We start from the raw sequence: 26294 nt of genomic DNA, 5'->3' as shown, positions 1-26294 counted from the left end.
AGGCGGGGTCGATAATGGCGGTCATGACGCTATCTTCTGCGCCAGGGAAACCGTGAAAATTCCCCACTCATCGATCCGCTGGTCGATCTTCTTGAAACCGGCGGCGGCGACAAGCTGGTCCAGTTCGACCTGACTACGCCGCCGCATGATCCATGGTTCGCCATCTTTATGGTCGGTCAGCGTACGGGCGATCATCTCCAGCTGCGGGTGCCAGGGTTGACCTGTATAGATTAGATAGCCGCCGTCGCGCACGGCCTGCCCAAGTCCTTCCAGTGAGTCGCGAACAGCCGCGTTGTCCGGGACCAATTCATAGAGGCCGGACACGATGGCGACCGTCGGCCTGGGATCGATGGCGGCGATGTCGTCCGTATCGAACGCGTCACCTTTGGCAAAGGTGACGGTGTCGTCCAAACCTCGATAAGCGATCAATTCGGTTCCGCCTTCAACGTTCACATCGCTGATATCGCGCAACAGGACGGACTGCGGCGGCGGATCGACGGCTTCGACCACATCCAGAACGTAGCGGCCACGCCCGGCAGCGAGATCAAGAATGTGCAGGGGCTGACCGGCGTCACGCACGCGCGCGATAGCAGATCGAAGCAGTTCTTCAAGGTGCGGTTTGCGCTGACGGATACCCTTCCAGCCGATGGCATTCAGATAGGCGCGGTCAAGCGCGCGGCCCAACGGCGTCAAGCCCTTGGGCCTGTTCTGATAGACGTAGTCCAGCATAGTTCCGGAGTTGAAGCCGTAGCGGCGGCCGATGCGCAGACCTTTGGAGAACCAGCCGCCAAGCCGTAGTGCCAACCGCAGGCCGGCCCAGTAGAGGGCCTTCGGCGAGTAGGCGGGCAACGGCGTGCGCAACCGGTCGACTTCGCGTCGCGTCGCACCGTGTTTGTCAGCGTCCAAGAGCGATGGCGCAGCGGCTGGTCTATCAAAATTCGCCAGGACGAACGCGCGCACGCTCTTGATAACCTGTTGCCTGTCCTTTTCACCCAGCACATCGTGCAGAAGACCGGGGAAGACATGACGTTCTTTGACTGGTGTGCCAAGCCGCTCATAGAAGCGGTGCTGCGGCGCCGGGTCGACGACACGGTCTTTGCCCGCGATCAGTACCTGTGTCGGGGTGGTGATCGCGGCAGCGTCTTCGACAAGGCGTGCCGACAGGTCGTGCAGGTCCAGCAGCATGTTCGATGCAATCGGACGCGAGATCAGCGGGTCGTCGTTGTAAGTGGCGATGCGCGCGGGATCGCGCGTCAACTTTTTCGCCGTAACATAGCTTTTGACGAAGAAGTTGCCGCCAACCGCTTGCTTCAGCCGCAACGCGGACCGCGCCAGAGGAATGCGCAAGTTGACGCTGAAGGCTGGCGCGGCCAGCACTAGCGCGCGGATGTCGGGAGCGTAATCGTGTACCCAAGCGGTGGCCAGGACCGCGCCGATGCTCTGTCCGATCACGACGATGTTGGAGGCCTGCACGCTGTGCGCGGAAACGATGTGGTCGACGAAGCTCTTGACGTCCCGCACCGATGTCGCGGCACTCGGGCTGAAGCCGCGCTCACCGGCAGACAGGCCGTGACCGCGCGCGTCCCAGGCAAAGAATGAATACTCCGGCAGGTTCAGTTCACTGACAACGTGGGCGATGCGCCCGGAGTGCTCGTGCCCGCGATGCAGCAGGACGATGGCGCCTCTCGGATTGTCGGTCAGGGCGGGCCAATGGCGATAGAACAGGTTGGCGCCGTCATGGGCGCTAAAGGTCGTTTCGGTGACCGTTCGTGATTTCATGGTGGGGTCACTCCTGGGAGCTGGGGCGTTGGGATTGGGGCAGGGATGCCAAGGTCGCGCGTGATGCAGCCAGTCCGCCGCGCACGCGGTTGACGATCGTGATAAGCAGAGCGACGGCCATGACCGGGAACAACCAGGCAAGCCAGGCCGGCAGGGTCGTCGTGCATGCGACGGCAAGGCCCAGTACGCCGAAGACAAGCGCGCGGTCGCTCTTGCCCATAGGGCCGTCGTAACGTCGTTCCGCGCCCACCGTCGGGCCAAGGACGCCGGCGAACTCCGACAGGACGCACAGATAGATGACGATAGCGACGGAATAACCGTTGAAGGGGGCTATCAAGACGAAAGGCAGGTAGATCGCCGTGTCGGAGACGACGTCCGAAAGCTCGTTCAGATAAGCGCCCAGTTTGCTCATCTGGTTGAAGTCGCGGGCGATCATGCCGTCCAGCGCGTTGAGCGCCATGCGCGCGAAAAGCCAGATAGGGATCAGCAAAAAGATCCAGCGCGTGCTGGCAAGGCCGAACACGATGGCGCCGACAACAAGCGACCCCAATGCTGCCGTCAGGGTGACCTGGTTCGCCGAAACCCGGCGGCGCGCCAGCGCGCTGGCCAGCGGCTGTAACAGGGACTGGAAGCGTGGCTTCAGGCTGTAGAGCGACACCAGGTTCTCTCACAAGGCTGTTTTGAACAACGTTCAAAATATGGGTTGATTATGAACGACGTTCAATATAATTTTCTCAGATCAACGGAACTAACGGAAAAAGCAGGGAAAATGCCGCGCAGAACCGATCACAGCCGCGAGGAACTCTATGATCTCGCCCTGGCTGCGGCGCGCGACATTATCCGTGAGGACGGCCTGTCGGCGCTCACCGCGCGTCGTGTCGCTCACGCGATCGGCTATTCGCCGGGGACGCTCTACAACGTCTTCGACGACCTCGACGATCTGATCGTTCACATGAACGGCCGCACCCTGGATGCGCTCTATGACGACCTGATGCAGGTCGCCAAGACCGACGATCCGGCGCGCGATCTCAAGGCACTGCTCGCGGGCTATCTCGCATTTCTCGACGGCAACCGGAATCTCTGGGGCGTCTTGTTCGAACACCGGCTATCCGGCGATGCGGCGCTGCCGGATTGGTATCTACAGAAGATTGACCAGGTCCTCGGCCTGATCGAAACGACACTTGCCCGCCGTCTGCCCGATCTCGACCGCGACAATCTGAAAGACGCGGCGAGGATCTTATGGGCCAGCCTGCACGGTATCTGCTCGCTGTCCGGTTCAGGCAAGCTCCAGATCGTCTCCGACCAGACCGTCCACGCGATGGCCGAGACACTGATGACGCGTTTTGTCGCCGGGTTGGAGCAGACGCGCGTGACGTAACAGCCCACGCGCTTCCGGCTTCAGCGCTCTGTCAGCGCGCCGACCCGCGTCACATGTCCCATCTTGCGGCCCGGTCGGGCTTCGGCCTTGCCGTAGAGGTGCAGATGCGCATTGGGTTCGGCGACCAGCGTCTGCCATTGGTCGATGTCGTCGCCCAACAGATTGGTCATGACGGCGTCGCTGTGGCGGGTCGGATCGCCCAGGGGCAGGCCGCAGACGGCGCGCACGAACTGTTCGAACTGGCTGGCATGGCAGGCGTCGATCGACCAGTGGCCGGAATTGTGCGGCCGCGCCGCCAGCTCGTTGACCAGCAGCCGGTCGTCGGACGTGACGAACATCTCGACCGCCAGCAGGCCGACCAGGTCAAGGGCCGAAGCAAGCGTCGCCGCCATCGCCTGGGCCTCGCGCGCCAGATCGTCAGAGATGGAGGCGGGCGCCGTCGTCGTTGCCAGTATGTGGTTGGCGTGCCGGTTCTCGACCACGTCGAAGGCCGCGGTCTTGCCGTCCAGCCCGCGCGCGATGATCGCCGAGACCTCGCAGCGGAAACCGACAAAACCTTCCAGCACGCCTTCGTCGCCGTTCATGGCGGTCCACGCCTCGGCTGGGTCGTCGCCGTCCCCGATCCCGACTTGGCCTTTGCCGTCATAGCCCAGCCGGGTCGTCTTCAGGACCGCCGGCGTGCCGATCGCTTCTAGTGCCGTGGCAAGCTCGTCGGGCCCGCGCACCAATTGGTAGGGCGCGGTGCCGATACCTTGCGCGTTGATGAAGTCCTTTTCCGTCACCCGGTGCTGGGTCGTCTCCAGGCAGCGCCAGTGCGGGCGCACCGGTGCCTTCTGGCCCATGCGCGCGAAGGCTTCGGTTGGCAGGTTCTCGAACTCATAGGTGATGACGTCGACCTCTGAGGCGAACCGGTCGAGCGCCTCTGCATCATCATAGGGCGCGACCGTCGCCTTGTCGGCGACCTGTTCGGCCGGGCTATCCGCGTCGGGACAAAAGACATGGCAGCGGTAGCCGAGCGGCGCGGCGGCAAGGGCCGCCATGCGGCCCAGCTGGCCGCCACCGACAATACCGATCGTGCCGCCGGGCGCGATAACCCGTCCGTCGTCAGCCACGCCCGCGCCGCTCAAGCCTGATCGACCGGTTCATCGGCCACGTTCGCGGTTTGATTGGCCCGCCAGGCATCCAGCGCCTGGGCCACCTTGTCATCCTGCAGGGCGACGATGGCGGCGGCCAGAAGCGCCGCGTTGATCGCGCCGGCGCGGCCGATCGCGAGCGTGCCGACCGGGATGCCACCGGGCATCTGGGCGATGGAGAGCAGACTGTCCATGCCGCTCAGCGCCTTGCTTTCGACCGGGACGCCAAGCACCGGCAGCGGTGTCTTCGACGCCGTCATGCCCGGCAAATGCGCCGCGCCGCCGGCGCCGGCGATGATGACCTGCAGCCCGCGCCCCTTGGCGGCCTCCGCGTAGGCGAACATGCGGTCGGGCGTCCGGTGCGCTGACATGATCTTGGATTCACAGGCCACACCCAGCTCCTCCAGCGTTTCGGCCGCGTGGCGCATGGTCTCCCAGTCCGACTGACTGCCCATGATAATCCCGACGCGAGGGGCCTCGCTCGCCATGGCGCTCGTTTCCCGGCTTGTGAAAAAAGGCGGCCATTCTGGTGTCTTAGGGGGGTAACCTCAAGCTCTGTATCGCCTCCGCCGGGAATTTCGGAGGGGGATCCCCGCACTGGCACGTTTGCTGCATCACTCAGGTGAACAACGTTGCGGCCGAAGCCACGATCGGACCGTGACATTAGACTGCGAGCGTGTGAACAACCATTTGCCAGAGCCCACGCATCCGGGGCCTTGGATAAGGTCCAGAAATGGATCAAAAGGGGGGAAAGGATGTCATGAGCGAAAAAAACGACGGGATACCTGTGTCCCGCACTGAAACAAACGTGGCGAAACAGGGCGGGGATGCTGTCGCATCGGGGGACGCGACGGACGACCTGGTCAAGGCGATCGGCATCCCGAAAGAGCAGATGACCCCCCATGTGCGGTCGACGATCATCCGCTTGCTGGAGGACGTCGAGCGCCTGCGCCGGGAGCTGTTCAATACCCGTTCCCGCATTGAGTACCTGGAGCGCCTGACCGATCAGGACGCGCTGACGCCGGTCGCCAACCGCCGGGCCTTCATGCGCGAGCTTGACCGCACGATCGCCTATGCCTACCGCCACAAGATCCCATCCAGCGTGGTCTACGTCGACCTCAACCGCATGAAGGAGATCAACGACCAGCACGGCCATGTCACCGGCGATCTGGCGCTGCTTCATGTCGCCAACATGCTGGTCGAGAACCTGCGCCGCTCGGATCTGGTCGGGCGCCTCGGCGGCGACGAGTTTGGCCTGATTCTGCCCCATGCCGATACCGATCAGGCGATCAAGAAAGTCTCCGAGATCGCCAAGTTGATCGCCGAGCAGCCGGTCATGGCCCAGGGCAAGCCGCTGATCGTCGGCGGCGGTCCCATCAATGTGACCATCTCCTTCGGCGTCCACACGTTGACATCGCGCGATGACGCGGCCTCCGCGCTGGCCATGGCGGACAAGGCCATGTACACGCACAAGCATGAGGAACGCGGCGCGAGCTGACCCATTGTCGGCATCCGCCCTGCGTTGCCATGGGGTCAGCAAAGGGGACGCGCGATGTCGGAACTCTGGGATTTCTCACTCAAGGTCTACCCGCGCGAGGGGTTTCAAGGCGCGGCCATCCACCTGCAGGACGCGCGCGGCAGCGACGTCAATCTGCTGATCTATGTCCTCTGGCTCGCCGCCACCGGCCGGACGGCGCTTGATCCCGCCGGTGCCGCCGCCTTGACCCAGACCATGGCGCCGGTGCGTGCCACCGCCATCGAACCGATCCGCCAGCTGCGCCGCGACCTCAAAGGCGGCATCAAGGATGCGCCGGCCGAGGAGGTCGAGGAACTGCGCAAAAAGCTCCTGGGCCTCGAACTGGAAGCCGAACAGATCGAGCAGATCATGTTGATTTCAGCGACCACGGCGCCGGCAGCGCACGAGGTCAAGGAGTCCGGCGATCTCGCCACCGCCGCCGCGGGTCTCGCCGCCGTCGCCGGTCTAAACTCCGCGCCGCTCGCCGCCGAAGACCGTACGGCCTTGCTCGCCCTGCTCAAAGCCGGCTGCCCCGACGCCGGTGCCGATGCCGCAGAAGCGGCGCTCGATAAGGCACTCAGCGGCTAGCCATCCTTGGGGTGGATCGCGTCCCAGCGTTTCGCAAGGTCATTGTCGATGTCGAACAGGTCCAGCACCCGCCCGACCGCGTGGTCGACCAGGTCGTCGATGGTCTGGGGTTTGGTGTAGAACGCCGGCACCGGTGGGGCGATGACCGCGCCCATCTCAGCCAACGCCAGCATGTTGCGCAGGTGGCCGGCATGCAGCGGCGTCTCGCGCACCATCAGGACCAGGCGGCGCTTTTCCTTCAAGGTCACGTCGGCGGCGCGGGTCAGCAGCGTGGTCGTGGTGCCCGTGGCGATCTCCGACATGCTGCGGATCGAGCACGGCGCCACTACCATACCTAGTGTCTTGAACGAGCCGCTGGAGGGCAGCGCGCCGAGATCGCCGTCCTTGTGGACATGATCAGCCAGGGCGCGGATTTTGGCCCCGGACAGAGACGACTCGTAGGAAGCCGTCAATTCTGCGGTTTTCGACATGACCAGATGACTTTCGATCGCCAGATCGCGCAGCGCCTGAAGCAGGCGGATGCCGTAGACAATGCCCGAAGCGCCGCTGATTCCAACGATCAGCCTTTGTGGAGTCGCCATGGTCGTCGTCCCGAGCTATACTATTTCGTTAGGACCATGACGGCGCGCATCCGGCTTGGCTCCGAATCGGAAGAGGCCGTGATGCGCACCGAGTGGTCCACGCGTGAGCAACCTTAATCTGGAGGTGCCGATGGGCCAAATGGTTGATATGGCGGAACTGGAGACCGTTCACGCTGATCTCGAGCGTCAGATTGACGAAGAAATCAGCCGTCCTCTCCCGGATCAGGTCCACCTGACCGAGTTGAAGAGGGAGAAACTGAAGGTCAAGGAGGAATTGACCAAGAGGGAAGGCTTCTCTTAGCCTCTCGCACACCCGGATCGCACAAGCGCTCCGGGTTTTTTGTTGCCGGTCGGGCCGACATCACTGCGGCCCGACCCCGGAAGCATAGCCTGGCACGCCGCCGATCGCGGTCAGGCAACCCTTTCATGCATCACCAGATCGATCGAGATCAGGCCGTCAGCCGCGAAATCGTGGTCGACGTGCTTTGGCCGTCGATCAGCTCGGCCAGATAGACGTCGCCGCCCCAGGACCTGACCTCGGTGGCGCCGACGACCTGGTCCTCGGTGTAATCGGCGCCCTTGATCAAGACGTCCGGGCGCAACAGCTCCAGCAGTTCCAGGGGCGTGTCCTCTTCGTAGATGACGACGGCATCGACGTCGCCCAGCGAGGCTATCACCTGGGCTCTGGCGGATTCGTCCTGGACCGGGCGGTCGGGGCCTTTCAGCCGTGACACCGATGCATCGCTGTTCAGGCCGACGATCAGCCGGTCACAGCGCGCGCGCGACTGGCGCATCAACGACACGTGGCCTGGGTGCAGCAGGTCGAAACAGCCGTTCGTGAAACCGATTTTCTGGCCCTGGGCGCGCCACCGCTTGACCAGGTCCAGCGCCGCCGCCGCGGAGATGATCTTGTCCTCGTTGGCGTGCAGGGATTCCGCGCGCAGGACACGTTCAAGCTCTTCGCGATGCACCACCGCGGTGCCAATCTTGCCGACCACGATACCGCCGGCGATGTTGGCCAGGCTGGCGGCCGATGGCAGATCCATCTGGCGCGCCAGCGCCGCGGCGATGGTCGCCACCACCGTGTCGCCGGCGCCGGACACGTCATAGACCTCGCGCGCTTCGGCGGGCATGTGCACCACCGCGCCGTCGGCGGTGACGAGCGACAGTCCGTCGGCGCCCCGGGTCGCCAGGATCGCTTCGACACCACACTCTTCGATCGCGCGCCGCGCGGCGGCCACGATCTCGTCATCGGTTTCCGCCAGCATGCGGGTCGCTTGGGTCAGCTCCTTGCGGTTCGGGGTCAACACGGTCGCGCCGCGATAGATCGAAAAATCGCCGCCCTTGGGGTCGACGACGACGGGAACGCCGGCGTCGCGCGCATGCGCGATGATGGTTTCCAGAACGTCACCCGCCAGGACACCCTTCGCGTAGTCCGACAGGATCACCGCGCCGATGCCATCCAGCCCGGCCGCGACAATGTCGATGATGCGCGCGCGCGTCGCCGCTTCGATCGGACGTTCGGTCTCCCGGTCGGCGCGTAACATCTGCTGGCCGCTCGCGACATAGCGCACCTTGGTCGTCGAGCGCCGGGCGCGCTCGACCAGCAGATAGGGCTCGATCTGCGATTCCTCGCCCACCATCTCGACCAGGTCATGTCCGGTGGCGTCGTCGCCGACCACCGCGACCAGACAGGCCTCAAGGCCGAGGGCGACCAGGTTGCGCACCACATTGCCGGCGCCACCCAGCATGCTTTCCTCGTTGCCGACCAAAAACACCGGGATCGGCGCCTCCGGTGAGACGCGGTCGACCTCGCCATAGACGAAACGGTCCAGCATCAGATCGCCGATGCACATGACCTGCGCGCCGGCCAGGCCGCCGATGGCGGAAAGAAGCGCTTGTTTCTCGGGCATCGGTCTCAATCCTGTTGGTTCTGCGCGCCCTGTTGGTTCATCGCGCTGGCCATATCGCGCAGCACGTACTTCTGCACCTTGCCGGTCGAGGTCTTGGGCAGGTCCCCGAACACGACCGTCTTGGGCGCCTTGAAGCGCGCCATGTTATCGCGGCAGAAGGCGATAATCTCCTCCTCGCTCGCCTTTTCCCCGTCTTTCAGCGTGACGAAGGCGCACGGCGTTTCGCCCCACTTCTCATCGGGCCGCGCCACGACGGCGGCCTCCAGCACCTGGGGATGCCGGTAAAGCACGCTTTCGACCTCCAGCGTCGAGATGTTCTCGCCGCCTGAGATGATGATGTCCTTGGCGCGGTCTTTGAGCTGGATATAGCCGTCGGAATGCATCACGCCCAGATCGCCGGAATGGAACCAGCCACCAGCAAAGGCGGCATCCGTCGACTTGGGGTTCTTCAGATACCCCTTCATCACGACGTTGCCGCGGAACAGGACCTCGCCCATGGATTCACCATCGGCGGGCACGGGTTCGCAGGTCTCCGCGTCGCCGACCGTGAGCGCCTCCAGCACGGGATAGGCGACGCCCTGGCGCGCTTTGAGATCTGCCTTCTCCTCGATCGGCAAATCGTCCCACTCGTCATGCCAGGCGCAGACCGCCGCCGGGCCGTAAGTTTCCGTCAGGCCGTAGACGTGGGCGACGTCGAAACCCATCTCGTCCATGTGCGCCAGGACCGAGGCAGGCGGCGCGCTCGCCGCCGTCATGACCTGGACTTTATGGTCCCAAGTCCGCCGTTCCTCCGGCTTGGCGTTGATCAGCATGTTCAAGACGATCGGTGCGCCGCAGAAATGCGTCACATGGTGATCGGCGATGGCGTCGAAGATGGGTTTGGCCGCGACCTGACGCAGACACACACTGGTGCCGGTCACAAGCGGCAGGGTCCACGGGAAGCACCAGCCGTTGCAGTGGAACATCGGTAGCGTCCACAGATAGTTCGGCTCGCGCTGCATCGCCCATGACAGCACGTTGCCCATGGCCAGCAGATAGGCGCCGCGGTGATGATAGACGACGCCTTTCGGGTCGCCGGTCGTGCCGGACGTGTAGTTCAGCGTGATCGCGTCCCACTCGTCGTCGGGCATGCGCCACGGGCCTTCGGGATCGCCAGCGGCGATAAAGTCTTCGTACTCGATCTCGCCCAAACGTTCGCCGCCGGCTGAGTTCTCCGGGTCATCGATGTCGACGACCAGCGGCTCGACCTTCGCCTGGCTTAGCGCGTCCTTGATGATGCCGGAAAAGGCGGTGTCGGTCAGCAGCACCTTGGCCTCGCCATGATCCAGGATGAACGCGATCGCCGCCGCGTCGAGCCTGGTGTTGAGCGAGTTCAAGACGCCGCCGGTGGCGGGCACGCCGAAGCTCGCTTCCAGAAAGGCCGGGATGTTGGCGGCCATGATCGCGACCGTATCGCCCTTGCCGATGCCGCGCGCGACAAGCGCCGAGGCAAGCTTGCGGCAGCGCTCGTGATACTCGCGGTAGGTCCGCTTGAGGGGGCCGTGGATATAGGCCGTGCGCTCGGGATAGATCGCCGCCGTCCGGGGCAAGATGGAGAGCGGCGTCAACGGCACATGATTGGCCGCGTTCCGCCCCAAATGGTCATCATAGATGCTTGTTTTGGCCATGCCGGCCTCCCGTGCCGAACCCGATCCTTAGATGCCCGACGCGCCATTGGAATGCAACGGCCAGCGGAACGGCGTTGGAATGCTGATATGATGACGTCCCTTTTCAAACACCAGGAGGTTCCAGATGACCCGGTGGTTCGTTCGCGGCGTCGCGACCGCCTTGATGTGTCTGTTTGCCACATCGTCCATGGCCGACGAGGCGCTCAAGAAGGTCAACATCGGCGTCGACTGGTTCGTCAATCCCGACCACGGTCCCGTCATCGTGGCGCTGGAGCGCGGTTACTTCACCGATGCCGGCCTGGACGTAACCATCGTGACGCCGACCGACACCATGGACAACGTCACCATGGTGCTCGACGGACGCGCCGTGATCGGCATGTCCGATCAGCCGCGGACCCAGATCGAGATCGCCGGCGGCAGCCCCTTGGCCGTGGTCGGCACGCTGATCCCCGTGCCGCTCAATGTCGTGTTGGTCCTGGAGGACGGGGACGTTCAATCGATCGCCGACCTCGCCGGCAAGAAAGTCGGCTATGCCGACAGCGAAAAGGTCGAGCGCGCGCTCTTCGAACTGTCGCTCGCGGCACATGGCATCACCATGGACGACATCACGCTGGTCGATGTCGGCTTTACGATGGTGCCCGCGTTGCTCGACGGCAAGGTCGACGCGTTGACGGATGTCTACCGCAACTTCGAGCCCTACCAGGTCGACATGGCCGGCAAGTCGCCGCGCGTGTTCGATATTGAGAACCAGGCGATCCCGCCCTATAGCGAGCTTCTCTACATCGTTGACAGAAACAACGCCGATGCCGATGTCGTCGCCAAGTTTCTGACCGCTGTCGAACGCGGCGCGCGCGCCATTGCCGACGACCCGGAAGCCGCCTGGCTCGATTTCATCAAGTATGACGGCAAGCTCGACAACACCCTGAACTACAAATCCTGGCACGCGACGGCGCCGTTCTTCGCGCTGCGCCCGGGCCTTGTCGACAGGGCTCGCTTCGAGAGCTTCGCCAGCTTCCTGTCCGACCACAAGCTCATCAGCAGCCTGCCGTCAGCCGATGCCTACTTTCTCGACCCTTGAGCGGTCAGCGGCCACGGTTGATCTGGCGCAAGGGTAGGTGGCATACCCGATGGTAAGAGGTTCAGGACAAACGGGGAGGCAACCATGACGCGGGCCTATGACGAAGCCTATCGCCGCTCGATGGAGGATCCGGAGGGATTCTGGGGCGAATTGGCCGCCGATATCGACTGGACCAAACCCTGGGACCGTGTGCTCGACGACGATAAACCGCCCTTCTACCACTGGTTCGACGGCGCGGAGACCAACACCTGCTTCAATGCTGTCGACCGCCATGTGAACGCGGGACGTGGCGATCAGCGCGCGCTGATCTATGACAGCCCGATCACCGGCGTCGTCAAGACCTGGACCTTCTCCGAACTTAAAGACGCCGTCGCGCTGATGGCGGGCGTCTTGAAAGCCAACGGCGTCGAAAAGGGCGATCGCGTCCTCATCTATATGCCCGCCGTGCCCCAGGCCGTCATCGCCATGCTGGCGTGCGCGCGGCTCGGCGCCATCCATTCCGTCGTCTTCGGCGGCTTCGCTGCCAGCGAGGTTGCCAAGCGCCTCGACGATGCCACGCCAAAGCTGGTCCTGACCGCGACCTGCGGCATCGAGCCCGGGCGCATCGTCGCCTACATGCCCATCCTCAACGAAGCCTTCGAGCTCGCCGGCCACAAGCCCGAGAAAGTCATCGTGCTCCAGCGCGAACAGCAGCCGGAGGCACTCGTCGCCGGCCGCGATCTCGACTGGGACACGGAACTGGCCAAGGCCGAGCCCGCCGATTGCGTGCAGGTCAAGGCGACCGATCCGCTCTATATCCTCTATACCTCCGGCACCACCGGCAAACCGAAGGGCGTGGTGCGCGATAACGGCGGCCACATGGTCGCGTTGAAGTGGTCGATGAAGGCGGTTTATGACCTCGACCCCGGCGACGTCTGGTGGGCGGCCTCCGACATCGGCTGGGTCGTCGGCCACAGCTACATCGTCTACGCACCCTTGCTGCACGGCTGTGCGACCATCCTGTTCGAGGGCAAGCCCGTCGGCACGCCGGATGCCGGCGTCTTCTGGCGTGTCATATCGCAACACGGCGTCAAGGCGCTCTTTACGGCGCCGACCGCGTTCCGCGCCATCAAGCGCGACGATCCCGACGGCAAGCTGGTCGGCCAGTACGACCTCTCGAAGTTCGTCACCTTGTTCCTGGCCGGTGAACGCGCGGACCCCGACACCATCCAGTGGGCCGAACGCATCCTGGACCGTCCGGTGATCGATCACTGGTGGCAGACCGAGACCGGCTGGGCGATGGCGGCCAACTGCTTGGGTCTTGGCCGCTTCCCGGTCAAGTACGGCTCACCGACGAAACCGGTGCCGGGCTACGCGATCGACATCCTGGATGACGGCGGCCACAAGGCCCCGACCGGCGAGATCGGCGCCATCTGCGTCAAGCTGCCGCTGCCGCCATCGGGCCTGCCGACGCTGTGGAACAACGACCAGGGTCTGATCGACGCCTATATGGCCGACTTCCCCGGCTACTACAAAACCGGCGACGCCGGCATGATCGACGAGGACGGCTACGTCTACATTATGAGCCGCACCGACGATCTGATTAACGTCGCCGGTCACCGCCTCTCGACAGGCGGTATGGAGGAGGTGTTGGCCAAACACCAGGACGTCGCCGAATGCGCCGTGGTCGGCGTCGCCGACAAGCTGAAGGGCCACGTACCCGTCGGCTTCATGGTCTTGAAGGCAGGCGTCAACCGGCCGGATGCGGAGATCGTCAAGGAAGTCATCCAGATGGTGCGCGACGACATCGGTCCGGTTGCCAGCTTCAAGTCCGCCACCGTTGTTGAGCGCCTGCCCAAGACCCGCTCGGGCAAGATCCTGCGCAAGACCATGCGCCAGATCGCCGACGGCGAGGACGTCCCCGTGCCGCCGACGATCGACGACCCCGCGATCCTGGGCGAGATCACCGAGGCGCTCAAACCGCTGGGCTACGCGAAGGGTTAGTCCGGCGATCACGATCACATCCCAGCTTGCCGCTGCACGCGGCCGGGACGCGGAAAGGCGAGGGACTGTCGCGGTACGTACGCGTTCTTGCGTTATGCTATTGCCAGACGCCGGCTAGAATCACGGCGCAACAGGGGTTTGGGGAGATTGGCCATGAACATCACCACCTTTACCAAGCGCGCGCTTGTTGGCGCGATCGCCTTGCTTGCCTCGTCGTCAATCGCGCTCGCTTGCACCGGCATCATGCTGGTGGGCTCGGACGGTACCACGGTCAGGGCCAGGACTGTCGAATGGGGCCCGTTCGATTTGCAGCCGACGCTCGACATCGTACCGCGCGGCTATGTCTATCACGCCGGCGACATGCCGGACGGCGCGCCCGGCGCCACCTGGACCGGACGGTTCGGCGTCGTCGGCACCAGCATGCTCGGCCACCCGACGCCGGGCGACGGCCTCAACGAAGCCGGACTGTCGGCGGGTCTCTTCTATCTGCCGGGGTTCACGGAGTACCAGACCTACGATCCCGCGCTGGCCGATCAATCGATCGCCGGCATCCACCTGGCGGGCTACGTGCTCTCCATGTTCGAGACGGTCGAGGAGGTACGGGCGGGCCTCGACGACATTCGCGTTGTCGCCATTGACGATCCCAAGCTCGGCTTTCCGTTTCCCCTGCATATGCTGGTCGCCGACCGGCACGGCGGACGCATCGTCGTCGAATACATCGACGGTGAGGTGACGATCTTCGAGGCGCCGCTAGGCGTCATCACCAACTCGCCGACCTACGATTGGCATATCACCAACCTCAACAACTACCTCAACCTCTCGGCCATCTCGGTGCCGTCACGCGAAGTCGGCGGCTTGACCTTCAGTCCGCTTGGCGCCGGCAGCGGCATGATCGGTCTGCCCGGCGACTTCACGCCGCCGTCGCGGTTCGTGCGCGCCGTCGCGTTTTCGCAGTCCGCGCGCGTGACGCAAGGCGGCTACGACACCGTGCGCGAAGCCTTCCGGATACTCGATAACTTCAACATTCCGCTGGGCGCCGCCGAAGGCGCGGACAACGATGTCGAGGCTGGCGACCTGCTCTATAGCGCGACGCAATGGACGACGGCCGCCGACATGACGAACATGGTCTATTACTACCACACCCAGTTCGACCGCGCCGTCCACGCTGTTGACCTGGGGCGTATCGACTTTGGCGCGATGGGTCCTGATCCCATCAGCATCCCGATGAACGAGAACACGGAACCGGCGATCATCGATCTGACGCCCGGCGAGTGATCTGATCCTGGTCACGCCCGCCGCTCTGCCAGTGGCACGGCCTTCAGCCGTCTAATCCTGAGCGTGTCCGACGTTTTCCTCTGGCCTCGTGCTCGGCGCTGGCTTAAACCCTCGGCCATCAGGCGCGGGGGACCATGGCAAACGACATCAAGCTCATCTCCGGCACGTCCCATCCCGACCTTGCCCGGGAGATCGCCGATTGCCTCGGCCTTTCCCTGACCCAGACCGAGACGGTCCGGTTCGGCAACGAAAACATCCTTTTTCAGTGCAACGAGAACGTCCGCGAGAGTGATGTCTTCGTCATCCAGACATCCTGTCCGCCGGTTTCCGACGGCATCGTCGAGCTGCTCATCATGATCGACGCGCTCAAACATGCCTCGGCCCGGCGCATCACCGCCGTCATGCCGTACTTTCCCTATGCCCGCTCCGACAAGAAGGACCGGCCGCGGATCTCGATCACGGCGCGGCTGATCGCCGACCTCCTGGAGACGGCCGGCGCCGACCGGGTCTTGACCATGAACCTGCATTCGCCGCAGGTGCAGGGATTCTTCCGCATTCCCGTCGACCAACTCGACGCCACGCCGCTTGTCTGCGACCACCTGCTCCAGGCGATGCCGCTTGAAAACACGGTTCTGGTCGCCGGCGATGTCGGCGAGGCCAAGGACCTCGAGCATTATGCTCACCGGCTGAACCTGCCCATGGCGATCATCGACAAGCGGCGCCACGACGACAGTGAACAGGCGGTCGCCGTCGGTCTGATCGGCGATGTCGACGGGCGCGACGCCCTGATTGTCGACGATGAAATAGCCAGCGGCGGTACCTTGATCGCGGCTGCCGATTATCTGCAAAGTCAGGGCGCCAAGCGGATCGAGGCCGCCGCCATGCATCCCGTGATGTCCGGCAACGCCAAGGCCAAGCTGGACGGCTCGCCGATTGGCCGCGTCGTCGTCACCAACTCGATCCCGATCCCGGCCGAGCGCCGCAGTGCCAAGGTCGAGGTCGTGTCCATCGCCGGCTTGTTCGCCAATGCCATCGGCGCCATCCACAACGGATCGTCCGTATCCGCATTGTTCCGGTGATGCCAATGAAACTGATCCACCAACGAAAGGGGAGGGGAGGCCATGCTCTACTTTGTCATCGAGACATTCCGTAATCAGGACGGCCGTGCGGTTTACCGCCGGTTTCGTGACCAGGGCCGCATGGTGCCCGATGGCCTGATCTTCCACGAGAGCTGGATCGCGGCCGATATGAGCCGCTGCTTTCAGGTCATGGAATGCGACGATGTCGGCCTTCTACAGCGCTGGGTCGGTCAGTGGTCGGACCTCGTCGCCTTCGAAATCATCCCGGTCCAGACCGGCAAGGCGACCGCAGCGGCGCTCGCCGATATTCTCGACCCCACCTAGTTAACGTTTGACGCCGTTTTCGAGTCCTGAGACTCAGGACTCGGCGCCAACCTGCTCGGACTCAGTGTTTTTTCGCAGGCACTGTGTTCTCAGAATCACACCCCTTTCGACGGGATTTGCCGCCCGTGCGGGATATTGATCGCGCGTCCATGATCTTCAGGAATCGGCGGTGTTCTGCCGATTAACCATCCTGTCGAACCATAAAACGCGGGATCGTGACGACGCGCACACTTGACGTGTGACGCCGCGCACTTACGCCACCCTCTAATCCGTTAACCTTTTGGATACGAATTGGCCGTTATGGTATCTTCGTTTTGAGTCAAGAGGTTATCACACGAAGATAATCTCACGTCTCGGTAACGGCCGTAGAAGTCAGATTCCAAATGGTGAATCGATATGGCTGGAATCGAGGCAAGTTTGGCCACTCAGGTGGGGGATGCCGCAATGGCAACATCGAGCTTTGCTTACTGTGTCGGGCGCGACCAGGATTCTCGTCAAAAACTGGCAGATATCTTTGGTTATCGGGGAATGTGCGTCACCCTGCAGGCGGTCAACTTGAAGTCGTTGATGTCGCTGGGCAAGGGTGATCCCAAACCCAATGTTGTGCTGATTGATATGACCGATCTGCCGGACGATACCGAGGATGACCTCGATAAGCTGCGGCAGCGGTTTCCCGAGACCGAGTTCCTGGTGACCTGTCCCAGAACCTCGCCGGTTCCGCTGGCGACCTGGGATCCCTGGAACGACATTCTGGAGCGTCGCGCCGCGGCCGGTCGCCGCAACACGACCTACCGCCCGCCGACCCAATAGGCGGGGTCTCAAACGCCGTTCGATTGCTGGCTGTTCCGGAGCCGTCGCCAATCGTTCAAAGCAGGACGTCATGATGCGGAACCGTTGTTGAGCGGTTCCGCATCATCATGTTTAGGCCTGTCAGGTCTGCTCGAAGACCTAGTTGATGATCTCCCACGATCCGTCCGGCCGGTAGCACGCGGTGCCGTAGCCGCTTTCCGTGCGGCCGCCGACGTAGACGACGGTCTGGTACTCCCGGCAGTACTGGCCGGTAACCTGGTGGGTGCCGTCGCGCACCGGCACGACGTAGCCGGCGTTGCCGGTCTGCGGGTTGTTCCAAGCGATCTGTTGGCCGACCGGTACGGTATGCGCCTGATTGCCCGCTTGTTCGGCACAGGCGATATCGCCGGCGCTCAGGCTTGAGCCGATCTCTTGGCCCAACAGCGCGCCGATCAGAACGCCGGCGCCGACCGCGACGAGCTGGCCGTTGCCCTTGCCGATCTGGCTGCCCAAAAGGCCGCCCGCCGCGCCGCCGGCAAGCGCGCCGATCAGGTTGTCGCGGTTGCACGGGCCAAAGAACGACTGGGCCTGGGGCTGCGGATAGGGTTGGTTCACATAGGTCGGGTGATAGGTCTGCCCGCCCAGTTGCTCGATGACGGCAGGCTCGGGCAATAAGGCGGTGGCTGACGGCGGGTGGTCGTCGATGGAAGGCAAGCCCATCGGGCTCAAAAGCGCGGCTACGGCTAAGGTCTTGAACATCGAAGCTACTCTCCCCTCGAAGCGCTCGACACGCGGACGCCAGGGCCTCGGCCCATGGCGGCATACCGGTCTTACGGGGGGAAGCGGGCGGACCCTACGCCCGCGATAAAGCAGATCCGCTCTGCGGCTTCACGTTGCCGTGACGACCGTGCGCACGTGCCGTTCAGTAACGCTTGGGAACGTAGCGCGTGTACCAGGCGCCGGCGACGGCGAACAAACCGCCGGCCAGAAACACGGCAGGCAACGAAAAGACGCTCAACAGCACCGCGAAAGCGCCTGGCGCGCCAATCTTGGCGGTTTCGCGATAGGTCGTGAAGACCGCCGCCATCTCCGCGCGTTCATGGGGATGAACGGCGCGCAGGAACAGCGCGTTGCCAACAGCGTCGATCAGCGAACCGGCCAGGGCGGCGGCCAGCAGCAGCATGACGCCCATGACCGGCCAGTCGGCGAGCGGCGTCACCGCCGCCGACAACAGGCCCGTGCCCAGATATCCGATGGCGAGCAGGGCACGCATGCCGATACGCCGGCCAAGCCGGCCCCAAAGCGGCACCAGCAACATGAAGACCGAGGCAACCGACAGAATGATGCCGGCCATGTCCTCGCCCAGGCCGTATTCGACGCAGTAGATCGGCGCGTAAATGAAGAACATCGTCCACCAGCACGACCGCACGAAGGCCAACAGCCATGCCAGGCGAAGCCGGGGTTGTCGTGCGAAACGCGGTACGAAACGCAGCGGGTTGGATGGCCGCCGCGCGGTCGTCTGGTTACCGGACTCCTCGATCAGGCGGTATCGGAAGGTAAAGATCGCCGAAATCACGGTCAGCGCCGCCATCACCGCAAAGGTCGCCCAGGTTCCGACATCCAGGCTCAGGCGCACGCCAAGCCACGGCGCAATGACAAAACCGGCGCCGACACACATCATCCGCACGGGCTCGAACCGCGCGAAGGCCTTGCGCGGAATACGCTCCATCATCGCGACGTTGTAGGTGATGTCCAGACACAGGAACCCGAAGATGTAGCAGGCCATGCCGGCGGCAAGGCCGATCGCGCCGGCGATCGGGAACACGACGCCAGCGGCCGCGATCAGCAGCGCGCCCAGAATGAAGACTGTGCGGCGGCCAAACTTGTCGACCATGGATGGCACCACCAGGGCGCCAAAGAGTCCCACGAAGCTGACGGCAAAAAAGAAGACGCTGGCTTCCTGCGCACCGCCCAACCGGTCCAGCGCCAGGATCGGGATCACCGCGCTGGGCAGCACCCAGGACGCCGCCACCGCCGCCTGCACAAGCGCAAAGGGATAGGCGTGCGGAACATCGGCAACATCCAGCAAGCGTGATAAACGCAAGTTCACCGACGGCACCTTATCGCGAAGAGACGAACCGCCCGCAGGACGCGAGCAGGTTGGCGGATACTAACTTCCTGGTCGTATGTGGTGATCTTTTGTCTTGTTCGGCGAACTGTCAAGTTCCAGACGGCGGGCTCTCGAACGTCATGACGTTGCGCGGTTCGTTATCGCGGCGCGGGTCCGGCATACTCTCTTCGGCAAAGCCGCCGGCGGTGTAGTCGCCGATGACGCGCCGCCAGAACGCGATAGCCGGATCGTTGCTTGGTACCTGCGTCACCTGCCAGCGGCCGGGAAACTGGTTGAAGGCGGCTACGGCGGCGGCCCGGCCGACACCACGACCGGCATGCGGCCCCAGCACAAAAAACTGCCCCATGTTCCAATCGATGCCGTCTGCGATGCGGTACCGGTCGATCAGGCAGAACCCGGCAACCTGACCGTTGGCGTGAATCACAAAGGGGTGGTTGCCGTCGTCCCAATAGGTGCCGAAGTCGTCGGCGTCATAGAGCCAGTCTTTGTCGATCGCCCACTCGGGATCGGGACCGAACACGCGCGCTATCTCATAGACGTAAAGACGCCCGAGATCCTGCACGAAGGCACGCTCATCATCGCGCGCGCGTACCAGTTCGACGTTCAACGTTTCAGCTCCGAGAAGCTACTTTCCACCATCAACACAGTTGCCGGGTGAGGACCGGCACGCGGCTGCACTCAGGGGCTGCGACTTGGCGAGACATCTTCTGACGCCATTTTGGCAAGCGCCACGCGGTCGATCTTACCCGCGGCGTTTTCGGGGAGTCTCTCGATCGCGAAGATCTCCTCCGGCGCCTTGTAGCCAATGCGATCTCGCGCCCTTTCCAGTATCTCCGCCGCCGGCAACTGCTCTACGCCAGGCTTCAGCACGACGTAAGCGCGCACATTCTGGCCATGCAGCGTATCGGGAACGCCGACGACCGCGGCGGCTTCTATCGTATCGTTTTCAAGCAAGACGTTTTCGACTTCCTGCGGCGAGATGTTCGAACCGTCGTGAACAATGATCTGCTTCTTTCGTCCACAGAACCAGAAGTACCCTTGGTCATCAAAGCGGAGGAGATCGCCGGTGTTGAGCCATCCATCGTTGATCACCTCGGCGGTCGCGGCCGGATCGCCAAAGTACCCGGCCATGACAGAGGGTGAGCGGACCCACAGAACACCTTCTTCACCCACGCCAAGGTCGTTGCCCTTGGCGTCCCGGACAGAAAACTCGTTTCCGGCCATGGCCGGTCCGACGGAACCGTGAACAATCGGACCATCGGGCGGGTTGTGTGTCACGATACCGACTTCGGTCAGCCCGTAACCCTCTGCAAGTTCGACACCTGAAACCTGCTGAAATTTCTTTTGCAGGTCCGTCGCCACCTTGTCGCCGCCGCAATCGCACATTCGCAGTTTCTCAAACGCCGCATCGGCGTCATCCGATGCGTAGACAACTTCGGTAAGAGCGTAGGGCATCATGGCGATCACGGTCGGCTGGTGATGCCGCATCAAGGGCATCACCGCACCAACGCTAATGTCCTTGGCGACAACTGCGCTTCCACCCACGGAAAGCGCGGCATAGGACATGATTTGCGCCAGCATGTGGGAGAAAGACGATACCGGTAGGATCGTATCGCTGTCCGTGATCCGATAAGCAGCGCGGAGGGATGCCACGATGTGACCGAGACTGCGTTGCGTGTGGGTGACACCCTTGGGTTGCCCTGTGCTGCCGGATGTGAAGAAGACAACAGCTGGATCATCCGGGCCGGGGCGGTCGGATGGTGCGGCGACGCCGGCGCGTTCCGTCAGAGGCTCGAACAAGCCGAACCCGGGCAAGCCGCCCTCGACGGAAAGGCCGCCCAGTTCCAAACCGGCAACGCCGGCGCATTGCGAGACATCATCTGCGCGCTCGGCATGAGCGATCATCAGCCGTGGTTCGGTCAAACCGATGGCGTGGTCGATATCGTGCGCCAGGTACCGATAGTTCAGCGGCACGGCCACGAAACCTGTACGCAGGCACGCCAGGTAGTGCACGAGAACCTGCAGGCGATTAGGCAAGAGCGACACAATTCTGTCGCCGCGCCTAAGACCGAGATCCAAGTAGTGGCTGGCGAGGTTTTGGCTCTGTGCATCAAGCTCGCGCCAAGTCAGAACTTCGCTCAGAGAGGAAACGGCGATGGCATCGGGCGTTTGTCCCAAACCCCGTTCCAGAAGCCGTGATAGGTCGACCGAACGATCAAGGGCTGGGCCGGTGAGGGTCATTTGGCGCACTCCCTGTCAGCGAGACAGCATGAACGGAACCGAAGATCGATTCAGGTTATCGCCGGGTCATGGCATTTCCACCTTTATGTAGGGCACCATCAAAAACTGTTGCGTCGGAAACAAACTCCGCAATCGATAGCGCCTCGCGCGTGGCCCCGTGTTCATGGATGCCGGTTCAGGCCCGGCATGCCGGCACGATCAGGGAGTGCTCTCGATGATCTCGCGGATCTTGGCGCTGACGACCTCCGGCTTGTGGCCGAAGAGTGAGCAGTGGCCGAGGCCCTCCAACAGATGGAAGTGGCCGTCCTTGGCCGCTTCCGCCACCAGTTTGCCGCGCGCAGGGGGTGTCTGCATGTCCTGGCCGAAACCGATGACGTGCAGCGGGCGCGTGCATTGGGGCAGGCGGTCCATGGCGGAATAGTCCAGGCATGCCTGCCATTGCGCGGCCAGCATGTCGCCGTCGCGTTCGCGATAGGCCGCGGCGACAATCGGTTTCACCTTTTCCCACAACGCGTCGTCGCCCAGGACCTCCGACGGGTACATGAGGAGCGCGTAGTGGGCCATGGCGAAATCGGGCGGCAGGGTGCCGCCGGATTCGCGGAAGCGGATCTCAGCGTCTTCCCACTCATGGATGAAACCGGCCTTGCTGCCGGATGTGCCCATGGCGATGGCGACGCGCACGAGATCGGGATGGCTGAGCGCCATCTCCTGGACGATCAGCGCGCCCATGGAAAGCCCGACCAGGTTGACCGGTGGCGTGCAGACCTCACGGATCAGCGCGGCGCAGTCGGTGGCAAAGGACGCGATCGGCCACGGCGTCGGCTCGTGCACGACCGTCTTGCCGGCACCGCGCGGATCGAAGCTCGTGTTGCGGTAGTCGGGAAAGGCCGCCATCTGCTCGGCCCATTCCTCGCCGGTCTGATCGCCGCCGGGGATCCAGACGATGTCGGGGCCTGAGCCCTGCTGCAGATAGAAGACGTCGGCGACGTCCGTCTTCAAGGTTCCGGTCTGCATGGGCGCCTCCGTCGCTTAGCGTTCAGGGGTTCGTCAATTGCGCCTGGTTCACCACGCGGCCGCGCCAGCAGTAGAGCGCGAACAGTGGCGTTTCGCGCGTCGTCATCTCGTGGCGCAGCCATGGCGGATTATGCACGGCCTCGCCGATGGCGCGCGGCGTGCCGGGGTCCCCATTTTGACTCCACAGCGTGTCGCCGGAGAGCGGGTGATAGATCTCCTCGGCCTCGTGGTGGTGCTCGGGATAATGACGTCCCGGACCGATGACGAAGAAGCCGCAGGCAATGCGGTCGTGCTTCAGGATCGCGCGGTCGCCGACCAGGGTGACGTAGCCGTAGTTGTCCATATAGTCGTCGCCCAGGGACGCGCGATAGTGCTCCGTCTGGATCCACGGGCTTTCCGGTTCGATCGCCATGAAGCCATGGACGACCGAGGCCATCGGACCGTTCAACGCTTCCGGCAGGGCGGACGCCAAGTGTGTCGCGCCGGGCAGGCGGGATGGTTCGGGCGGTTCCGGCGCCGGCAGGTTTTCAAGCTCGTGCGCGACATCGTTCAGCATGTCGGCCGTCGGCCCGCCCTTACGCGCCTCCGTTCGGTAGAAACTCGCGATGATCGACACAACGGCCGCAAAACGCAGACCGAAGGTGTCGGAGATTTTGTAGCCGACGATGATCTTCTTCCCAGCGACGCGGAGCCTGCCGTGTCCGCAAGCCGGGTTATAGCGCGAACCCGAACGATCCGCACCAAACGTCAAACCCGACGTTAATCCTGGGCACGTGCCTCGGCGCGCGCCAGATAGAGGCCGACGAGGATCAACACGACGGCGCCGGCCATCACGTCCGGCGTCGGCCACTCGCGCCAGATGACGAAGCCGAACAGCACACCCCAGACCAGCATCAGATAGTCGAACGGCGCGAGGACCTGCGGCGGCGCGCGCCGGTAGGCCTGGGCAAAGCTCGCCTGGGCGCCGACGCCGGCCGTGCCCATGGCGATGATCAGGCCGATGTCGATCAGGGTCAGCGGTTGCCACACGAACGGCACGGCGGCACCCAGCACCACGACGAACGTGACGGCAAGCGCGAGCACGATCGTCGTGTTGCTTTCGCTGCGTGTCAGAACGCGTGTGAGCAAGATGTCGATGGCAGCAAGCAGCGCGCTCAACAGCATCCACGCCGCGCCCGCCGACATGACGCCGGCGCCCGGCTGCACCATCCAGACGACGGCGACGAGACCCGTCGCGACCGCCAGCCATTGGCGCAGCGCGACCTGTTCCTTCAGCACGACCGCGGCGAGCACGGTGGCGAGCAGTGGCGTCGTGAAGCTGATCGCGACCGCATCGGCCAAGGGCAGCAGCACGACGCCATAGATGAAGGCCAGGAACGTGCCGAGCAGTACCAGGGAACGCAGCATCAAGAGCCAGGGTCTGCGCACGCGCAAATGTACCAGCGCGGCGGCGCCACCGCGTCTCGCCGCGCCCGCCACTGCCCAGGCGAGCAGCACGAGGCCGTAGACGAACAACACCTGGATCGGATCGATCTCGCTGCCCAGCCACTTGGCGATGCTGTCCTCGGTCGCGAAACACAGGGTCGACACGACGATCCAGCCGATACCGCGCAGGTGATGGGCCTCGGTCGCCGGCGCCTGGCTCTCAGACGTCATCGTTCAGGGAGTGAGCGCCAGGCCCAGGCGCGGGCCGATCTCGGTGAAGCCGTTGCGTTCATAGAACGCCACCGTGCGTGCCCAGCGCTCGGCCGGCGGCGCGCCCACCTCCAGGCGCGACCATCCCTGTTGGCGGCCATAGTCGGCCGCGGCGGCGATCAGGGCCTCGCCGACACCGGCCGATCGCTGGTCGGGATCGACGCACAGCTCAGCGATCTCGCCAAAGCGCCCACTGGCATAGACCGAGACGCAGGTCGCCAGCGTCAGCACGCCAACCGGCTGCGCGCCGCGCCGCGCAATGAAGGCGGTGAACAGATCCGGGCGCGCCAGCAGATCGCGCGCGGTTGCCTCCATCTCCTCGGGATCGCGCGCGCTGTCGAACAGCTCGGCCAAAAGGCGGGTGACAAAGTCGGCGACGGTGGCGGCGTCCTTGGCGTTCGCCTGGTCGATTGTAAGGGGTGCCGGCATGCTGACTCCTGAGCGTTCGGTTGCGCTGTTGGCGCAAAAGCTAGGGCCGGCCTGTCTTGCCGTTCCAATTGAAATTTAATACGAAAATATCAGCAATTCTGATAAGTTGGATCTATGCCCAGCGCCCTCGACGTCCCCCATCTGGAGCTGCTCGTGGCGGTGGCCGATGGCGGCAGCCTGAACAACGCCGCTCAGGAGCTTGGCGTGACGCAGCCGGCGCTGACCTACCGTCTGCGCGAGGCCGAGCGGCGGTTGGGCGCGCCGCTATTCGTGAAAGGTCGGGGCAAGCGCCTGCGCATGACGCCGTCCGCCGAGCGCCTGTTGCCGTCGGCCCGGCGCGTGCTGGACGAACTGGCGCGCGCCGAACACGACGTCCATCGGTTCGCCGGCGGTATTCGCTATGTGGTCCGGGTCGGCGTCGCCGACCGGCTGTGTCCGACGTGGCTGCCCTCCTTCGTCAAGTTTCTGGTCGAGCGCAACGGTGAGATCACCATCGACCTGGTGCCCGCGGCGCTGCACGCGCCGGCCGATGCGCTGGCGCGTGGCGCCGCTGATGTCGTCATCAGCCAAGACGCGGCGAAACCGGCGGGCCGGCAGCACTTCGAACTGTTCCGCGACACTCTGGTCGCCGTGCTGCCTGCCGATCATGCGTTGGCGAGCGAACCGGCCTTCAACGCCGGCATGGTCGGGAGCGAGACCTTTATCACCGCCGCGCCGGTCTTTGAGCGCAGCTTCGCCTATCAGGCCTGCCTCACGGATGCTGAAGCCGCACCGGCGCAGGTCCTGAAGGCAGCGTCGGGCGACGGCGTGCTTGCCTATGTCGCGGCGGGTCTGGGCATTAGCTTGGTCGGCGCGCGCGATGCAGAGCTCTTTCGGCGCGACCGACGGGTCGCCGTGCTGCCGCTTGCCGGCAAGACACCCGACATCGTCTGGTGGGCCGGCACCCGGGCGGACGAACACGGCGGTTCGCCGGCCTATTTTGTCGCCGACCACCTTTCCCTGTGGTGCCAGGAGATCATGCCCCATAGGGCGCTGACGTAATCGTGGCCGTTCCGTCCTTGCCCGCGACGCCCCAGTCTCCAATAGTGTTGGGATCATGACGCAAGAAAAACCGAAACAACCGGCCTGGCTGAAGCCGGTCACCGAATACGGCCCGCTGATCGTCTTTGTCGTCGCCTATGTGCTCGACGATTTGATGACGGCGACCGCCGCCTTGATGATCGCGACCGTCATTGCCTTGGCGCTGTCTTATTCGATCGCGCGCCACATCCCGATGCTGCCGCTGGTCACCGCGATCATCGTCGGCATCTTCGGCGGGCTGACCCTGTGGCTGAACGACGAGACCTTCATCAAACTCAAGCCGACAATCATCCAGGCGTTGTTCGCCGCCGTCCTGTTCGGCGGGCTTCTGCTCGGCAAGCCGCTTTTGAAGCCGCTGCTGGGTGCGGCGCTCAATCTGGACGACGAGGGCTGGCGCAAAATGTCCTTGCGCTTCGCGATCTTTTTTCTGGTCATGGCCGGCATCAACGAACTGGTGTGGCGCACCCAGTCGACTGACATCTGGGTCGCCTTCAAGACCTTCGGCATCGTCGTGCTGACCATGGCGTTCGGCATGTGCCAGATCGGACTCATCAAGAAGCACATGCTGCCGGAAACCGCCGAGGGCGGCGAAGCCGACTGATGGTTCGTTCGGGGAGGGTC

Annotated in this window: 27 protein-coding genes; 12 read left to right on the top strand and 15 right to left on the bottom strand. The window is 63.9% G+C overall.

From position 1 onward, the window contains the following. Window positions 1-21: 21 nt before the first annotated feature. Both AAF563_10320 and AAF563_10315 read right to left on the bottom strand, forming a co-directional pair. On the bottom strand, window positions 22-1779 hold the full coding sequence (locus AAF563_10320; GenBank protein ID MEM7121661.1) for a bifunctional alpha/beta hydrolase/class I SAM-dependent methyltransferase: 1758 nt from the start codon (window positions 1777-1779) through the stop codon (window positions 22-24). A gap of 7 nt (window positions 1780-1786) precedes the next feature. Beyond that, window positions 1787-2437, bottom strand: a complete 651-nt coding sequence (locus AAF563_10315; GenBank protein ID MEM7121660.1) for a CDP-alcohol phosphatidyltransferase family protein — start codon at window positions 2435-2437, stop codon at window positions 1787-1789. A 111-nt stretch (window positions 2438-2548) separates the two neighbouring features. On the opposite strand from AAF563_10315, the gene AAF563_10310 reads away from it, so the two are divergent. Then, complete coding sequence (locus tag AAF563_10310) at window positions 2549-3157, top strand: TetR/AcrR family transcriptional regulator (protein ID MEM7121659.1); 609 nt, start codon at window positions 2549-2551, stop codon at window positions 3155-3157. Between the two features lie 20 nt (window positions 3158-3177). On the opposite strand, the gene AAF563_10305 is transcribed toward AAF563_10310, so the two are convergent. Both AAF563_10305 and purE read right to left on the bottom strand, forming a co-directional pair. Continuing rightward, the gene (locus tag AAF563_10305; GenBank protein MEM7121658.1) at window positions 3178-4269 is read right to left on the bottom strand and encodes a 5-(carboxyamino)imidazole ribonucleotide synthase; all 1092 of its coding nucleotides are present in this window, start codon (window positions 4267-4269) and stop codon (window positions 3178-3180) included. Between the two features lie 11 nt (window positions 4270-4280). Next, on the bottom strand, window positions 4281-4778 hold the full coding sequence (purE, locus tag AAF563_10300) for a 5-(carboxyamino)imidazole ribonucleotide mutase (protein MEM7121657.1): 498 nt from the start codon (window positions 4776-4778) through the stop codon (window positions 4281-4283). A 272-nt stretch (window positions 4779-5050) separates the two neighbouring features. On the opposite strand from purE, the gene AAF563_10295 reads away from it, so the two are divergent. Together AAF563_10295 and AAF563_10290 are read left to right on the top strand one after the other, a co-directional pair. Next, on the top strand, window positions 5051-5788 hold the full coding sequence (locus AAF563_10295; protein ID MEM7121656.1) for a GGDEF domain-containing protein: 738 nt from the start codon (window positions 5051-5053) through the stop codon (window positions 5786-5788). A 54-nt stretch (window positions 5789-5842) separates the two neighbouring features. After that, on the top strand, window positions 5843-6394 hold the full coding sequence (locus AAF563_10290; protein MEM7121655.1) for a TIGR02444 family protein: 552 nt from the start codon (window positions 5843-5845) through the stop codon (window positions 6392-6394). Here the strand turns inward: AAF563_10290 and AAF563_10285 are convergent. Then, window positions 6391-6975 (bottom strand): UbiX family flavin prenyltransferase, encoded by a 585-nt coding sequence (locus AAF563_10285; GenBank protein MEM7121654.1) that lies wholly within the window; start codon window positions 6973-6975, stop codon window positions 6391-6393. The two genes, AAF563_10290 and AAF563_10285, sit on opposite strands and share 4 nt — an antisense overlap. Window positions 6976-7105: 130 nt before the next feature. On the opposite strand from AAF563_10285, the gene AAF563_10280 reads away from it, so the two are divergent. Next, window positions 7106-7276 carry a YdcH family protein gene (locus tag AAF563_10280; protein MEM7121653.1) on the top strand — a complete coding sequence of 57 codons (171 nt, stop codon included), beginning with the start codon at window positions 7106-7108 and terminating at the stop codon, window positions 7274-7276. Between the two features lie 148 nt (window positions 7277-7424). On the opposite strand, the gene rfaE1 is transcribed toward AAF563_10280, so the two are convergent. Beyond that, entirely contained in the window at window positions 7425-8888 is a 1464-nt protein-coding gene (gene rfaE1 / locus AAF563_10275; protein ID MEM7121652.1) for a D-glycero-beta-D-manno-heptose-7-phosphate kinase, read from the bottom strand. A 5-nt stretch (window positions 8889-8893) separates the two neighbouring features. Beyond that, a complete protein-coding gene (locus tag AAF563_10270) occupies window positions 8894-10555 on the bottom strand; it encodes an acyl-CoA synthetase (GenBank protein MEM7121651.1) in 1662 nt (553 codons plus the stop codon). 124 nt (window positions 10556-10679) lie between these two features. Here AAF563_10270 and AAF563_10265 point away from each other — a divergent pair, with 124 nt between their 5' ends. The 6 genes from AAF563_10265 (at window position 10680) to AAF563_10240 (ending at window position 17104) form a co-directional block, all read left to right on the top strand. Continuing rightward, window positions 10680-11633 carry an ABC transporter substrate-binding protein gene (locus tag AAF563_10265; GenBank protein ID MEM7121650.1) on the top strand — a complete coding sequence of 318 codons (954 nt, stop codon included), beginning with the start codon at window positions 10680-10682 and terminating at the stop codon, window positions 11631-11633. An 84-nt stretch (window positions 11634-11717) separates the two neighbouring features. Further along, window positions 11718-13616, top strand: a complete 1899-nt coding sequence (locus tag AAF563_10260) for a propionyl-CoA synthetase (GenBank protein ID MEM7121649.1) — start codon at window positions 11718-11720, stop codon at window positions 13614-13616. A 153-nt stretch (window positions 13617-13769) separates the two neighbouring features. Further along, on the top strand, window positions 13770-14891 hold the full coding sequence (locus tag AAF563_10255) for a choloylglycine hydrolase family protein (GenBank protein MEM7121648.1): 1122 nt from the start codon (window positions 13770-13772) through the stop codon (window positions 14889-14891). Window positions 14892-15025: 134 nt separating this feature from the next. Further along, window positions 15026-15970 (top strand): ribose-phosphate pyrophosphokinase, encoded by a 945-nt coding sequence (locus AAF563_10250; protein ID MEM7121647.1) that lies wholly within the window; start codon window positions 15026-15028, stop codon window positions 15968-15970. 42 nt (window positions 15971-16012) lie between these two features. After that, window positions 16013-16294: a DUF3303 family protein gene (locus AAF563_10245; protein ID MEM7121646.1), complete on the top strand. Its 282-nt coding sequence runs from the start codon at window positions 16013-16015 to the stop codon at window positions 16292-16294. Window positions 16295-16690: 396 nt separating this feature from the next. Further along, on the top strand, window positions 16691-17104 hold the full coding sequence (locus AAF563_10240; GenBank protein ID MEM7121645.1) for a hypothetical protein: 414 nt from the start codon (window positions 16691-16693) through the stop codon (window positions 17102-17104). Between the two features lie 138 nt (window positions 17105-17242). Here AAF563_10240 and AAF563_10235 read toward each other — a convergent pair whose 3' ends face one another. From AAF563_10235 to AAF563_10200, 8 genes are all read right to left on the bottom strand, one after another. Next, window positions 17243-17842: an RT0821/Lpp0805 family surface protein gene (locus AAF563_10235; protein MEM7121644.1), complete on the bottom strand. Its 600-nt coding sequence runs from the start codon at window positions 17840-17842 to the stop codon at window positions 17243-17245. A 163-nt stretch (window positions 17843-18005) separates the two neighbouring features. After that, window positions 18006-19193: an MFS transporter gene (locus AAF563_10230; protein MEM7121643.1), complete on the bottom strand. Its 1188-nt coding sequence runs from the start codon at window positions 19191-19193 to the stop codon at window positions 18006-18008. Window positions 19194-19302: 109 nt separating this feature from the next. Further along, complete coding sequence (locus AAF563_10225; GenBank protein MEM7121642.1) at window positions 19303-19821, bottom strand: GNAT family N-acetyltransferase; 519 nt, start codon at window positions 19819-19821, stop codon at window positions 19303-19305. Window positions 19822-19892: 71 nt separating this feature from the next. Continuing rightward, entirely contained in the window at window positions 19893-21455 is a 1563-nt protein-coding gene (locus AAF563_10220; protein ID MEM7121641.1) for a class I adenylate-forming enzyme family protein, read from the bottom strand. 198 nt (window positions 21456-21653) lie between these two features. After that, the gene (locus tag AAF563_10215) at window positions 21654-22469 is read right to left on the bottom strand and encodes an alpha/beta hydrolase (GenBank protein ID MEM7121640.1); all 816 of its coding nucleotides are present in this window, start codon (window positions 22467-22469) and stop codon (window positions 21654-21656) included. Between the two features lie 22 nt (window positions 22470-22491). Continuing rightward, on the bottom strand, window positions 22492-23220 hold the full coding sequence (locus tag AAF563_10210) for a dimethylsulfonioproprionate lyase family protein (protein ID MEM7121639.1): 729 nt from the start codon (window positions 23218-23220) through the stop codon (window positions 22492-22494). 8 nt (window positions 23221-23228) lie between these two features. Further along, window positions 23229-24125 carry a DMT family transporter gene (locus AAF563_10205; protein MEM7121638.1) on the bottom strand — a complete coding sequence of 299 codons (897 nt, stop codon included), beginning with the start codon at window positions 24123-24125 and terminating at the stop codon, window positions 23229-23231. A 3-nt stretch (window positions 24126-24128) separates the two neighbouring features. Next, the gene (locus AAF563_10200; GenBank protein MEM7121637.1) at window positions 24129-24593 is read right to left on the bottom strand and encodes a GNAT family N-acetyltransferase; all 465 of its coding nucleotides are present in this window, start codon (window positions 24591-24593) and stop codon (window positions 24129-24131) included. Between the two features lie 114 nt (window positions 24594-24707). Here AAF563_10200 and AAF563_10195 point away from each other — a divergent pair, with 114 nt between their 5' ends. Next, complete coding sequence (locus tag AAF563_10195) at window positions 24708-25634, top strand: LysR family transcriptional regulator (protein MEM7121636.1); 927 nt, start codon at window positions 24708-24710, stop codon at window positions 25632-25634. Window positions 25635-25689: 55 nt separating this feature from the next. Next, window positions 25690-26274 (top strand): septation protein A, encoded by a 585-nt coding sequence (locus AAF563_10190; GenBank protein ID MEM7121635.1) that lies wholly within the window; start codon window positions 25690-25692, stop codon window positions 26272-26274. Window positions 26275-26294 lie beyond the last annotated feature (20 nt).

The sequence above is a fragment of the Pseudomonadota bacterium genome (assembly GCA_039028155.1).
Classification (GTDB): Bacteria; Pseudomonadota; Alphaproteobacteria; order SP197; family SP197; genus JANQGO01.
This window is presented reverse-complemented; position numbering and strand designations above follow the sequence as displayed.